At 62.1% G+C, this 11,971-nt stretch carries 15 protein-coding genes and 1 pseudogene; 12 read left to right on the top strand and 4 right to left on the bottom strand.

The genetic code is table 11. From position 1 onward, the window contains the following. Positions 1–194: pseudogene (locus tag EOA22_RS11470) on the top strand (RNA methyltransferase); the annotation flags it as partial. 16 nt (positions 195–210) lie between these two features. Here the strand turns inward: EOA22_RS11470 and EOA22_RS11465 are convergent. Together EOA22_RS11465 and EOA22_RS11460 are read right to left on the bottom strand one after the other, a co-directional pair. Further along, positions 211–870 (bottom strand): transglutaminase-like cysteine peptidase, encoded by a 660-nt coding sequence (locus tag EOA22_RS11465; RefSeq protein ID WP_063167678.1) that lies wholly within the window; start codon positions 868–870, stop codon positions 211–213. A gap of 198 nt (positions 871–1,068) precedes the next feature. Continuing rightward, positions 1,069–1,224 (bottom strand): hypothetical protein, encoded by a 156-nt coding sequence (locus tag EOA22_RS11460; protein WP_244514273.1) that lies wholly within the window; start codon positions 1,222–1,224, stop codon positions 1,069–1,071. Between the two features lie 41 nt (positions 1,225–1,265). On the opposite strand from EOA22_RS11460, the gene EOA22_RS11455 reads away from it, so the two are divergent. Next, the gene (locus EOA22_RS11455; RefSeq protein WP_063167679.1) at positions 1,266–1,559 is read left to right on the top strand and encodes a hypothetical protein; all 294 of its coding nucleotides are present in this window, start codon (positions 1,266–1,268) and stop codon (positions 1,557–1,559) included. A gap of 23 nt (positions 1,560–1,582) precedes the next feature. Here EOA22_RS11455 and tldD read toward each other — a convergent pair whose 3' ends face one another. Both tldD and EOA22_RS11445 read right to left on the bottom strand, forming a co-directional pair. After that, positions 1,583–2,995: a metalloprotease TldD gene (gene tldD, locus EOA22_RS11450; RefSeq protein WP_024503610.1), complete on the bottom strand. Its 1,413-nt coding sequence runs from the start codon at positions 2,993–2,995 to the stop codon at positions 1,583–1,585. A 157-nt stretch (positions 2,996–3,152) separates the two neighbouring features. Next, entirely contained in the window at positions 3,153–3,707 is a 555-nt protein-coding gene (locus EOA22_RS11445; protein ID WP_013532781.1) for an invasion associated locus B family protein, read from the bottom strand. Positions 3,708–3,966: 259 nt separating this feature from the next. Between EOA22_RS11445 and coxB the strand changes: the two genes are divergently transcribed. From coxB to ispH, 10 genes are all read left to right on the top strand, one after another. Further along, a complete protein-coding gene (gene coxB, locus EOA22_RS11440) occupies positions 3,967–4,983 on the top strand; it encodes a cytochrome c oxidase subunit II (RefSeq protein ID WP_032809847.1) in 1,017 nt (338 codons plus the stop codon). Positions 4,984–5,021: 38 nt separating this feature from the next. Next, positions 5,022–6,674, top strand: a complete 1,653-nt coding sequence (ctaD, locus tag EOA22_RS11435; RefSeq protein WP_013532779.1) for a cytochrome c oxidase subunit I — start codon at positions 5,022–5,024, stop codon at positions 6,672–6,674. Between the two features lie 119 nt (positions 6,675–6,793). After that, entirely contained in the window at positions 6,794–7,693 is a 900-nt protein-coding gene (locus tag EOA22_RS11430; RefSeq protein ID WP_063167680.1) for a heme o synthase, read from the top strand. 2 nt (positions 7,694–7,695) lie between these two features. Further along, positions 7,696–7,854 (top strand): hypothetical protein, encoded by a 159-nt coding sequence (locus EOA22_RS11425; RefSeq protein WP_013532777.1) that lies wholly within the window; start codon positions 7,696–7,698, stop codon positions 7,852–7,854. After that, positions 7,854–8,486, top strand: coding sequence for a cytochrome c oxidase assembly protein (locus EOA22_RS11420; RefSeq protein WP_027164147.1), 633 nt, complete (start codon positions 7,854–7,856; stop codon positions 8,484–8,486). Before EOA22_RS11425 ends, EOA22_RS11420 begins: the two co-directional genes overlap by 1 nt. A 1-nt stretch (position 8,487) precedes the next feature. Continuing rightward, a complete protein-coding gene (locus EOA22_RS11415) occupies positions 8,488–9,369 on the top strand; it encodes a cytochrome c oxidase subunit 3 (protein ID WP_024503615.1) in 882 nt (293 codons plus the stop codon). 91 nt (positions 9,370–9,460) lie between these two features. Next, positions 9,461–9,952, top strand: a complete 492-nt coding sequence (locus EOA22_RS11410; protein WP_063167681.1) for a L,D-transpeptidase family protein — start codon at positions 9,461–9,463, stop codon at positions 9,950–9,952. A 21-nt stretch (positions 9,953–9,973) separates the two neighbouring features. After that, positions 9,974–10,360, top strand: coding sequence for a DUF983 domain-containing protein (locus EOA22_RS11405; protein WP_024503617.1), 387 nt, complete (start codon positions 9,974–9,976; stop codon positions 10,358–10,360). Then, the gene (locus tag EOA22_RS11400) at positions 10,357–11,112 is read left to right on the top strand and encodes an SURF1 family protein (RefSeq protein ID WP_063167682.1); all 756 of its coding nucleotides are present in this window, start codon (positions 10,357–10,359) and stop codon (positions 11,110–11,112) included. The genes EOA22_RS11405 and EOA22_RS11400 overlap by 4 nt, the downstream gene beginning before the upstream one ends. Before the next feature lie 88 nt (positions 11,113–11,200). Beyond that, a partial coding sequence (gene ispH, locus EOA22_RS11395; RefSeq protein ID WP_127389972.1) for a 4-hydroxy-3-methylbut-2-enyl diphosphate reductase occupies positions 11,201–11,971 on the top strand: 771 nt, incomplete at its 3' end.

The following is an 11,971-nucleotide window of genomic DNA, read 5'->3' as shown; positions in this document are numbered from 1 at the left end:
CGAAGCAGATCGCGCGCTCGGATGTTCCCTACGTTGCCGCGGTATCCTGCAATCCGGTGACGCTGGCTCGCGACCTGCGCATCCTCATCGACGGCGGCTACGCCTTGAAGAGCGTGACGCCGATCGACCAGTTCCTGTGGTCGCCGCAAGTCGAAGCGGTGGCACTGCTGGAGAAGCCGAAGAAGCGGCGATAGCCTGGAGGCTTCGGCCCTACGAACTTGGCGACAGTCGTTTCGACGTGCCGCCGCGTTGGTTGATCGACACCCAGGTGTTTGGGTTCTGCTGCGACTGACGTTTCACGAAGTAATAGCCCGTCGCATTCCAGGGCCTGATCTCATTGACCAGATTGTCCAGGACAAGATCACCCTTGTCGGTTTTCACCGTCAGAATGGTGTGGCCTTCATTGTCCAGGTCGCGCACCACGGTCATCAGCAACGCTTGCCGGGGGAATCCCGCTGCCAGAAGAAGCTTGCGCTTGTAGAGCGCGTAGATCTTGCAGTCGCCCTTACCGTCTACCGGATAGTCCCAGTGATCCGCCATCGTACCCCAGTGATCGAAATTGCTGACGGGTTTGATGGCGCTGTTCGCCTTGTGATTTATCCGCTTGAGGATGCGTAGGTTCTGCGCGGTCAGCTTGATATTCGCGGCCGGCAGAGCGGGCACCTTGCACTCCTTTGGCCGGCGATGGCAGAAATCGACCCAACCGTAGGGGACGCTGGTGCTTCCACCAATTGCGGCAGATTGCGTCGATCGCGACTTGAACAATGTCGACTGTGCCGCCGCCGGACTGGCTTGCAACCATGTCGCGCCAATCAACGAAACGAAGCCAAGCAGGAAAGAGGAGGTCAGGACGCCGGGGAAATGCCGCATTGCCAACACCACCGCAACCAGAAGGCCGGCACTGCGTTCGTGCGGAAACGGCAGCCCAGGCAGTTAAACACCTAACAATTTCCTAATGCCGATTGTGTTCACTTCAAGGTGCAGCCGGGAATTCAAACTGGAAAACGCAAGCATCAGCGGGCGCATTCGGTCTGACTCGACCATCAGGGCGCCAGCGACGGACCTTTGTCATGCTTCCTGCAAGCTGTCATATCCCGCCGTCTTTGCAGCCTTGAGGAAATTACGATCAAAGGTTGCAAAGCCAGCGCAATGAGCTGATTTCCCCAGATGCAGAGCATCTGCGAAATCCATTCCCTTCTTTGCGAGGTCGAGTGCGGACGACACCACCGCGCTGTCCGCGACCTCTACTGTTGGGAGCCCGCCAAATGTCCGCAGCGCGATGTCAGGCGCCGCATAACGTAAGCGCCGGCGCAACTCTCATGATGGCGCTCTCGGGTGCGCTCGTCGCCTGGATTTTGCGAAAGATCGCTCGAACCGGGCTATTGCCGTCCTATGCACTTGGCATCGCAGCCATGACGTTTGTCGCAGCTGCGCTGTATGTCTCCGGCCACGACGGGACCGTCGACTACCTGAGTGCTTGGGTCAAATATGCGATCGGTGGCGTCATCGCCTTCCTGATTCTCTACACGACTTCGCGCCGGTCTATCGGCAAGGCATAAGCCCGGCCATCGGGGCCGTTCGCTCAGACCCGCGTGCCGCCCACCGTCATCTGGTTCATGCGCAGATGCGGCTGGCCGACGCCGACCGGCACGCCCTGTCCGGCCTTGCCGCACATGCCGATGCCGGTGTCGAGCTTCATGTCGTTGCCGATCATCGAGACGCGATGCATGGCGTCCGGACCGTTGCCTATCAGCATCGCGCCCTTGATCGGCTGCGTCACCTTGCCGTTCTCGATCATGTAGGCCTCGGTGCAGCCGAACACGAATTTGCCCGAGGTGATGTCGACCTGGCCGCCACCGAAGGAGACGGCATAGATGCCGTTCTTGACCGAGGCGATGATTTCGTCCGGCTCCATGTCGCCCGCCGTCATATAGGTGTTGGTCATGCGCGGCATCGGCTGGTGTGCGTAGCCTTCGCGGCGGCCGTTGCCGGTTGCCTTCATGCCCATCAGCCGGGCGTTCTGGCGATCCTGCATGTAGCCGACCAGCTTGCCGTCCTCGATCAGCACATTGCGGGCCGAAGGCGTGCCTTCGTCGTCGACTGTCAGCGAGCCGCGCCGCTCGGGCATCGTGCCGTCGTCGACGACGGTCACCCCCTTGGCGGCGACCTGCTGGCCGAGCAGTCCGGCGAAGGCCGAGGTCTTCTTGCGGTTGAAATCGCCTTCCAGCCCATGGCCGACGGCCTCGTGCAGCATGACGCCCGGCCAGCCGCTGGACAAGACGATGTCGAAAGTGCCGGCCGGCGCCGGTATCGCCTCAAGATTGACCAGAGCTTGCCTGAGCGCCTCCTTGGCGGCGTGCTTCCAGCTGTCCTCGACCAGGAATTCGCCAAACGCCTTGCGGCCGCCCATGCCGTAGGAGCCGCTCTCCTGGCGGTCGCCATTGCCGACAACGACGGAGACGTTGACGCGGACAAGCGGGCGGATGTCGCGCACCATTTGGCCGTCGGCGCGCACGATCTCGACATGCTGCCAGGATGCGGCGAGCGATGCCGAAACCTGCCGCACGCGCGGGTCCTCGGCGCGCAGCCAGGCGTCGATTTCCTGCAGGAGCTTTGCCTTGGCCTCGAAGGAGGGCGAGGGGATCGGGTTCTCTTCGCCATAGAGATGGCGGTTGGTGCGGGCGGGTGCGGCGGCAAGCGTGCCGGAATAGCCGCCCTTGACGGTCGAAACGGCATCGGCCGCGCGCAGCAGCGAAGCTTCGGAGAGATCGCTGGAATGGGCATAGCCGCTGGCTTCGCCGGCAACCGCGCGCAGGCCAAACCCTTGGTCGGTGTTGAAGTTGGCGGTCTTCAGCCGGCCATTGTCGAACATCAGCGCTTCGCTCTCGCTGTATTCGAGGAACAGCTCGCCGTCATCGGCGCCGTTGATGGTTTCGGCGACGATCTGCTTGATGCGATCGTCTGAAATGTCGAATTGGCCGATCAGGCTGTTCATGGCGCGTCCGTTCACAGGAGGAATGGGTCTTTGCCACGATGTAGGCGCGAAGGTGCGCCGAGACAATCGCTCAGCCGCATTGTGAAGACAAAAGCGGTTTGCCAGCAGACCGTCGACGTCACTTCTGGTTGATGAAGCCGGTGATGTCGCCGGGCTTTCAGGGGAGGGCGGCGAAGCCGTCGGCAAAACCCTTGAGGTCGACCGGGATGCCGATGCCTTCTTCCGGGGTCTGGAAGACAATGAAGGTGGCCGACGTGCCGGTCTTCAGCGTGTCGAGAAGCGGCTTTTCGAGGATAACCTCGGCATAGCAGCCGTCCTGGAAACAGCGCACGAAATAGGCGCGACCGATGTCCTTGCCGTCGACATTGAGGCCAAGCCCGTTGGGCAAAAGCACGCCGAGCGGCGCCAGAACGCGCAGGATCTCCGCCTTGTTGTCGGCGGTGCGCAGCACGACGACCGACAGTCCCATCTCCGGACGGTCCTCGGCGACGACGTTCTGCATCATCACGCATTGTTCCGAGGTGGCACCGGCCGGCGTGTCGCAGATGATCGACCATGCGCCATGCGTCGAGCGAACGGTACCGCTCGGTTGCGCGGCGTTCGCCGTGCCGGACACGATCGCGGACAAGCCGATGCCAGACAGGGCGGCGAAAAAGATGACCTTCGCCCAGTTTCTCGAAAACCGAGAGTTTCTCGAAAGCCAGTAATTCATGACGGCTCCATTGCGAATCACGGCACTTTAAGCCGCGCCAAAGCCAAGTAAAGGACGAGACCGCACCAGGTCTGCCCCGAAAAAGCCAATACGGCGCTTTTCCCTGCCAATTTCGCCCGAATTGCGACGTTCGGCACGTGCGCGCCGCGGGAATGCCGCTGTGGGTTCAATGTAGGCGATTCGGGGCTGCCGCGGCTGCCTCCAAAGGCACATCCGGGCTTGCGCGCAAAAATGCCGCACGGTTTCGTCCGCTCCTTTCTTGCGGAGGGAAAAAGAGTATGGTTTGAACCAGCTTGAAACTGTCGGGATTCCCGTCCCGGCATTGTTCGTTATTCTCGTGGGTACCACAGCGAGGAACTGGGAGACGATGAGGGCGATGAGAAATTTCCTGGCAAACGCCAAGGTTCCAGCAAGTGCCAAGTTTCTAAGTGCTTGTGCCGCTATCACGTTTTTCGCCGGCGCATCCGCCCATGCCGACCAGCCCAAGAACTGGGAGACAACCTTCCAGGCGCCGGCGACCGACATGATGCGGCAGATCGAGTGGTTCGGGAACTACACAATGTGGTTCATCGTCCCGATCACCATCCTGGTGCTGATTCTTCTCGCCTATTGCATCATCAGATTCCGCGCGAGCGCCAACCCGGTTCCGTCCAAGACCAGCCACAACACGTGGATCGAGTTGATCTGGACGATCGGACCTGTCGTCATCCTGCTCCTCATCGCTATCCCCTCGTTCCAGCTGCTGACCGCGCAATACACGCCGCCGGAAGAAGCAAAGCTGACCGTCAAGGCGACCGGCAACCAGTGGAACTGGGACTACGAGTACCAGACCGACAACACGCTCTCTTTCAACTCCGCGATCCTCCAGGACGCCGAACGCGCCGCTGCCGGCAAGGAGGACCGCAAGGTCTACCCGCGCCTGCTGGCCGTCGACAACGAGCTGGTCGTGCCGGTCAACACCATGACCCGCGTGCTCGTCACCGCGACCGACGTGATCCACTCCTTCGCCATGCCGTCGTTCGGCATCAAGATCGACGCCGTTCCGGGTCGCACCAACGAGACCTGGTTCAAGGCGGAGAAGGAAGGTATTTTTTACGGCCAGTGCTCGCAGCTCTGCGGCAAGGACCATGCCTTCATGCCGATCGCCATCCGCGTCGTCTCTGATGCGCAGTTCAAGACCTGGCTGGCGGCAGCCAAGACCGATCTGCCCGGCGCCAACAAGACGCTGATGGCCGAGGTCGACGGCCAGAACAAGGTAGCGGCCGCCGGCAACTGATGCCGCGGGTTAGCAAGATTTAGGGAACGGAGCGGAACATGGCAGACGCTGCAGCTCACGACGGGCACGACCACAAGCCTTATCACGGCTGGGTGCGCTGGGTTTATTCGACCAACCACAAGGACATCGGCACGCTCTACCTGATCTTCGCGATCATGGCCGGCATCATCGGCGGCGCCTTGTCGGTCGCCATCCGCATGGAACTGCAGGAGCCTGGCATCCAGATCTTCAGCGGTCTGGCGCAGATGGTCTACGGCATGAACGGTGACGCCGCGATCGACGGCGGCAAGAGCATGTACAATGCCTTCGCCACCGCGCACGCCCTGATCATGATCTTCTTCATGGTCATGCCGGCGCTGATCGGCGGTTTTGCCAACTGGATGGTCCCGATCATGATCGGCGCGCCCGACATGGCGTTCCCGCGCATGAACAACATCTCCTTCTGGCTGCTGCCGCCGGCCTTCATCCTGCTGCTCACCTCGATGTTCATGCCGAGCGCACCGGGTGCCTATGGTGTCGGTGGCGGCTGGACGCTTTATCCGCCGTTGTCGACTTCGGGCCAGCCCGGGCCGGCCATGGATCTGGCGATCCTGTCGATCCACATTGCCGGTGCCTCGTCGATCCTCGGCGCCATCAACTTCATCACCACCATCTTCAACATGCGCGCGCCTGGCATGACGCTGCACAAGATGCCGCTGTTTGCCTGGTCGGTGCTGATCACCGCCTTCCTGCTCCTGCTGTCGCTGCCGGTTCTGGCCGGCGGCATCACCATGCTGCTCACCGACCGCAATTTCGGCACCACCTTCTTTGCGCCCGACGGCGGCGGCGACCCGATCCTGTTCCAGCACCTGTTCTGGTTCTTCGGTCACCCTGAAGTGTACATCCTGATCCTGCCGGGCTTCGGCATCATCAGCCACGTCATCTCGACCTTCTCGAGGAAGCCGGTGTTCGGTTATCTCGGCATGGCCTACGCCATGGTGGCGATCGGCGCCGTCGGCTTCATCGTCTGGGCGCACCACATGTACACGACCGGCCTGTCGCTCGATACGCAGCGCTATTTCGTCTTCGCCACCATGGTCATCGCGGTGCCGACAGGCGTGAAGATCTTCTCCTGGATCGCGACGATGTGGGGCGGGTCGATCTCGTTCAAGACGCCGATGCTGTGGGCGCTAGGCTTCATCTTCCTGTTCACCATCGGCGGCGTCACCGGCGTCCAGCTGGCCAATGCCGGCCTCGACCGCTCGCTGCATGACACCTATTTCGTCATCGCCCACTTCCACTACGTGCTGTCGCTGGGCGCGGTGTTCGCCATCTTCGCCGGCTGGTACTACTGGTTCCCGAAGATGACCGGCTACATGTATTCGCCCGTCATCGCCAACACCCACTTCTGGGTCACCTTCGTCGGCGTGAACCTGATCTTCTTCCCGCAGCACTTCCTCGGTCTCGCCGGCATGCCGCGCCGCACCATCGACTACCCCGATGCGTTTGCCGGCTGGAACTATGTGTCGTCCATCGGCTCGTATATCTCGGCCGTCGGCGTCCTGATCTTCCTCTATGGCGTGTTCGAGGCCTTCCAGAAGAAGCGGATCGCCGGCGCCAACCCATGGGGCGAGGGCGCAACGACGCTCGAATGGCAGCTGCCTTCGCCGCCGCCCTTCCACCAGTGGGAACAGCTGCCGAAGATCAAGTAAGGCGGCTGTTCGCTCGAATACGAAACCGCCGGTCCGCCGGCGGTTTCGGCCAACGGATGATGGACTTAAGTACGCATGGCCCTTGTCGACGACCATTGATTGACGAAGCGGGCTTTCGCATGTCGGAAGCGACGGCGGGCGATTTCTTCGCGCTGCTGAAGCCGCGCGTCATGTCGCTGGTGGTGTTCACCGCCTTTGTCGGCCTGGTCGCCGCCCCCGTGACCATCAACCCTCTGCTGGCGGTGATCGCCATCCTGGCTATTGCGATAGGTGCTGGCGCCTCCGGCGCGCTCAACATGTGGTACGATGCCGACATCGATGCCGTGATGACCAGGACCGCCAGCCGCCCGGTCCCGGCCGGTCGCATCCAGCCGCACGAAGCGCTGACCTTCGGGCTGGTGCTGTCGGTGCTGTCGGTGATGACGCTCGGCGTGCTGGTCAACTGGCTGGCGGCGACGCTGCTGGCCTTTACCATCTTTTTCTACGCCGTCGTCTACACGATGTGGCTGAAGCGCTGGACGCCGCAGAACATCGTCATCGGCGGGGCCGCCGGTGCCATTCCGCCCGTGATCGGCTGGGCCGCGGTGACCGGGACGGTCAGCCTCGAAAGCGTTGTCTTGTTCCTGATCATCTTCCTTTGGACGCCGCCGCATTTCTGGGCGCTGGCGCTTTTCAAATCCGAGGACTACGCCAAGGCCGGTATTCCGATGATGCCCAACGTCGCCGGCCACGCTTCGACGCGCCGCCAGATCTTCGCCTATGCGCTGGTGCTGGCCCCGGTAGGCGTGCTGCCGTGGCTGCTCGGCTACACCACGCCCTTCTATGGCGTGGCCGCCCTGCTGCTCGGGGTCGGTTTTGCCTGGTACGCGTGGAAAGTGCTTGGCATGGCCGACGATGACCGCGTCATGAAACCGGCCAAGGCCCTGTTCGCCTATTCGCTGCTTTATCTCTTCGCCATCTTCGCTGCCTATCTGGCCGACAGCGTTGTCGAACGCGCGCTTGCCATGGGTGGAGCATGACCATGATCGAGGAAAAGCTCGAGACCGTCACGTTGACCGAGCGTCAGAAGAAGGCGCAGCGCAGCCGTTCTATCGCCATCGGCGTGGCGCTGGCGCTGCTGGTGGTCATTTTCTACATCGCGACGATCGTGAAGTTCGGCCACAATCTGGGCACGATGTGATGAGCGTCGAGAAGTCCAGGAAAGCGGCGGGCAAGAACAGCAACGTCATCGTCGCGGCTGTCTGCCTCGCCTTCTTCACCGGCATGATCGGCATGGCCTATGCCGCGGTGCCGCTCTACAAGATGTTTTGCCAGGCGACCGGCTATGGCGGCACGACGCAACGTGCCGAGAAGCAGTATGCCGGCCGCGTGCTCGACCGCGAGATCACCGTCCGCTTCGATGCCAACGTCGCCGGCGTGCCATGGGAGTTTCAGCCGGTCCAGCGCTCGATGACGATGAAGATCGGCGAGACCGTGCAGGCGCACTACCAGGCGACCAACAAGTTCGATCGTTCGGTGACCGGCCGCGCCACCTTCAACGTGCAGCCTGAACTGGCGGGCCCCTATTTCAACAAGGTCGAGTGCTTCTGCTTCACCGACACGACGCTGAAGCCCGGCGAGACGCTGGACATGCCGGTCCTGTTCTACGTGGACCCCGACATCGTCAATGTGCCGGAGCTCAAGGACGTGAAGACGATCACGCTGTCCTACACGATGTTCCCGGTCGAGAAGACCAAGCCGGTCGCCTCCTCGGCGCCGACCGATGGCAACAGCAAGACAATTTCGAATACCGAAGCAAATCTCGGGGGTTGATATGGCAGACGCGCACGCAAAACCACAGCATGACTATCATCTCGTCGACCCGAGCCCATGGCCTTTCCTAGGCTCGGTAGGGGCGCTGGTCATGGCCTTTGGCGGTGTCGCCCTGATGGAATATCTGAAGGGCGGGTCGTTCCCGATCTTCGGCTTCAACATCGCCAATCCGTGGCTGTTCTTCATCGGCCTCGTGATCGTCCTCTACACCATGTTCGCCTGGTGGTCGGACACGATCAAGGAAGCGCATGAGGGTCATCATACGCGGGTCGTGTCGCTGCACCTGCGCTATGGCATGATCATGTTCATCGCCTCGGAGGTGATGTTCTTCGTTGCCTGGTTCTGGGCCTATTTCGATGCCAGCCTTTTTGCCGGTGAGGCACAGAACTACGCGCGCGCCACATTTACTGGTGGCGTCTGGCCGCCGAAGGGCATGGAGGTTCTCGATCCCTTCCATTTGCCGCTCTACAACACCGTCATCCTGCTGCTGTCGGGCACCACGGTGACCTGGGCGCACCATTCGCTTCTTCACGGCGACCGCAAGGGGCTGATCAACGGCCTGGTGCTGACCGTTGGCCTCGGCATGCTGTTCACCATGGTGCAGGCCTACGAGTACATGCACGCTCCGTTCGCTTTCAAGGATTCCATCTATGGCGCCACCTTCTTCATGGCGACCGGCTTCCACGGGTTCCACGTCATCATCGGCACCATCTTCCTGTTGGTCTGCCTGATCCGGGCGATGAAGGGTGATTTCACCCCCAAGCAGCATTTCGGCTTCGAGGCGGCCGCCTGGTACTGGCACTTCGTCGACGTGGTCTGGCTGTTCCTGTTCGCCTCGATCTACGTCTGGGGATCGGTCGGCGCGGTGATCGAGGGCCACTGATCCAGGCCTGAGGGATTTTCATTTCTGGAGGCGGCCGCGGCAACGTGGCCGCCTTCTTCTTTTTGGCGCAATGATCGCTGATCGATAGCCAATGCGACTGACAATCTTCCGGGCTATTTGCGCATTGATGATCGGGGCACTCCCGGCCTTTGCCGGCGAGAAGGTGGACCTGGTGCGTGTTCACAAGGCCGAACGCCGGCTGGAACTGATCGGCGACGGCAAGGTCCTGCGAAACTACGGCATCGCGCTCGGCGGCGATCCCGTCGGGCACAAGCACCAGGAGGGCGATCAGCGCACGCCCGAGGGGAACTATGTCCTCGACTGGCGCAACCCGAACAGCATCGCGCACAAATCGATCCATATTTCGTACCCCAATGCCGACGATGAGGCCGCCGCCAAGGCGCGCAATGTCGGCGCGGGCGGCATGATCATGATCCACGGCCAACCGAATGGTTATGGCTGGTGGGGCTGGCTGCTTCAATTGGTCGACTGGACCGACGGCTGCATTGCGGTTACGGACTCCGACATGGACGAAATCTGGGCGCTGGTGGCCGATGGCACACCGATCGAAATCGAGCGGTAAGCAATGAGCGACGACGCTCCCATGAGTGAAGACAGGGCGATCTGGCCGCCGATCGATCCGATCTCGGCCGGCCTGCATGGCCGCTGCCCGCGCTGCGGCGAGGGGCGGTTGTTCTCCGGCTTCCTCACTGTCGGCAAGCGCTGCGTCAATTGCGGCCTCGATTATTCCTACGCCGATGCCGGCGACGGGCCGGCGGTGTTCGTCATCCTGATCATAGGCTTCCTTATCGTCGGCCTGGCGCTCTGGGTTGAAGTCACGCTTAGCCCGCCGCTCTGGCTGCATCTGCTGGTCTGGATTCCGCTGGCTGTCGTGCTGTGCCTGGCGGCGCTGAGGCTGATCAAAGGCGTGCTGCTGACGCTGCAATACCGCAACAAGGCGGCCGAAGGCCGGTTGGATCGCGGCGAATGAGCGAGGCAACCGTTAAAGCCGATGGCCGATCGCGGCCTAGGACGGCATTGCTGCTCGGCCTTGGCCTTGTGCTGTTCCTGATCCTGCTGGCGCTCGGCACCTGGCAGGTGCAGCGCCTTTATTGGAAGGAAGGCCTTCTGCAGACCATCGACCAGCGCACTCATTCAGCGCCGCGGCCGCTGGCCGAGGTCGAGAAAGAATTCGCAGCCACCGGGGACGTCGATTATACGCCCGTCGCCGTCACCGGGACGTTCCTGCATCAAGGCGAACGGCATTTTTACGCGACCTGGGAGGGTGATGCCGGCTTCAATGTCTACACGCCGCTGGCGCTCGACGACGGCCGCTTCGTCCTGATCAATCGCGGCTTCGTGCCTTACGATCTGAAGGACGCCGCCAAGCGCGCCAAGGGACAGGTGACCGGCAGAGTGACGGTCACGGGGCTCGCTCGCAACCCCCTGCCAGCAAAGCCGTCGATGATGCTGCCCGACAACGATGTGGCGAAGAACATCTTCTACTGGAAGGACCGCGACGTCATGGCGGCGAGCGCGGGCCTGCCGGCTGGGTTCACGCTGGTGCCGATCTTCATCGACGCAGACAAGACGCCAAATCCAGGCGGATTGCCGGTTGGCGGCGTCACCATCATCGACCTGCCGAACAGCCATCTGCAATATGCCGTCACCTGGTACGGGCTTGCCGCCACGCTCGCCGCCGTGCTCATCCTGCGGCTTCGCCGCCCCGCGAAAGAGGAATGAATGCGAGCGACGCCCCCTTTCTACCGATGCCCTTGACAGGGCAGGGGTGCGCACCTCATTTCGGCTTTGATCAACCGGCCCGGATTTAATGCTTCAGACAACCACCAAACCACCTCTGACGATCCGGCTCTGCCAGCCGCGCGGTTTTTGCGCCGGTGTCGACCGTGCCATCCAGATCGTCGTGCTGGCGCTGAAGAAATATGGCGCGCCGGTCTACGTCCGCCATGAAATCGTGCACAACCGCTACGTCGTCGAGGGGCTGCAAAGCCTTGGCGCCGTCTTCATCGAGGAACTCTCCGAGATCCCGGCCGAACATCGGCAGTCGCCCGTCGTGTTCTCGGCGCATGGCGTGCCGAAATCGGTGCCGGCGGATGCGAAGGCGCGCAATCTCTTCTATCTCGATGCCACCTGCCCGCTGGTGTCGAAGGTCCACAAGCAGGCGATGCGCCATCAGCGGCTCGGCCGTCATGTGCTGTTGATTGGTCACGCCGGACATCCCGAGGTGATCGGCACCATGGGCCAGCTCCCGGACGGAGCGGTGACCCTGATCGAAACCGAAGCCGATGCCGCAAAGCTCTCGCCCACCGATCCGCAGGCGCTAGGCTTCGTTACCCAGACCACATTGTCGGTCGAGGACACCGCCGGCATCATCCGCGCCTTGCAGGATCGCTTTCCGGCGCTGCAGGCGCCAGCGGCGGAATCGATCTGCTATGCCACCACCAACCGCCAGGAAGCCGTCAAGGACACCGCGCCGGGCGCCGATCTCTATCTGATCGTCGGCGCGCCGAATTCCTCCAATTCGCGACGACTTGTCGAAGTGGCGGAGCGTGCAGGCGCCGCCATGTCGCTTCTCGTGCAG

The sequence above is a fragment of the Mesorhizobium sp. M7A.F.Ca.US.014.04.1.1 genome (assembly GCF_003998745.1).
Taxonomy (GTDB): domain Bacteria; phylum Pseudomonadota; class Alphaproteobacteria; order Rhizobiales; family Rhizobiaceae; genus Mesorhizobium; species Mesorhizobium ciceri.
Note: the sequence above shows the minus strand (reverse complement) of the source record. Positions and strands in the feature narration are given on the sequence as shown.